Annotated in this window: 2 protein-coding genes; both read right to left on the bottom strand. The window is 64.9% G+C overall.

Annotated elements, in window-relative coordinates:
• A partial coding sequence (locus ACLD7X_RS17660) for a hypothetical protein (RefSeq protein WP_411424997.1) occupies positions 1–342 on the bottom strand: 342 nt, incomplete at its 3' end.
• A gap of 45 nt (positions 343–387) precedes the next feature.
• On the bottom strand, positions 388–676 hold a 289-nt coding region (locus tag ACLD7X_RS17655), incomplete at its 5' end, for an SAM-dependent methyltransferase (RefSeq protein ID WP_411424996.1).

Below are 676 nucleotides of genomic sequence, written 5' to 3'. Positions count from 1 at the left end.
CCTGGGCGCAGGACCCGACTGCGCCCAGGGCACGAGGCAGAGCGTCGAATAGTCAGGATGGAGTTCGACGTCCCCATCAGACGGATCGTAGCTGAAGTCCTCGTCCTCGTCGGGATATTCGCCCGAGATTGTCTGGACAAAGATCGAGGAGGGCAGCCCCATCGAAGGGTCTGAAAAGAACTTCGACGCGGGCATGATCTTGCCGCGGGCTACGCCGGCCTGGTCGGGCACGACGCACTCGATTTCGGTCACGCGCCGGGCTGACACCCATTTCTTGGCTTCAGTCAGGGTCAGGACGGGATCATCCTCCACGCGGGAGGCGGCGGGCTTTTTCTTGGTCATTGGTCACCTGTGCGCATCACGCTAGCACGGCTTTGCGCAGAAAGCCTAAACCGGCGCTGCAGGCTTTCGCCCGAGCGCCACGAGGTATAGCTCCACGCTTTCGGCCCGACTGGCGGCTGGCTTGGCATGGCGCACCTCCCGGAAGCCCTGCTTCAGCGCGGTCAGCACCGCACCCTCCGATCCGCCCTGGAACACCTTGGTCACGAAGGCGCCGCCAGGCCTGAGCACGTCCAGGGCGAACTGGGCGGCGGCTTCGGCCAGCGCAGCCGTCCGCAGGTGGTCGGTGCGGCGATGGCCTACCGTATTGGCGGCCATATCCGCAATCACGAGGTCA

The sequence above is a fragment of the Aphanothece microscopica RSMan92 genome, assembly GCF_046613545.2.
Lineage (GTDB): Bacteria > Cyanobacteriota > Cyanobacteriia > PCC-6307 > Cyanobiaceae > NIES-981.
The sequence above is the reverse complement of the archived record's forward strand: the minus strand, read 5'-3'. Positions and strand labels throughout refer to the sequence as shown.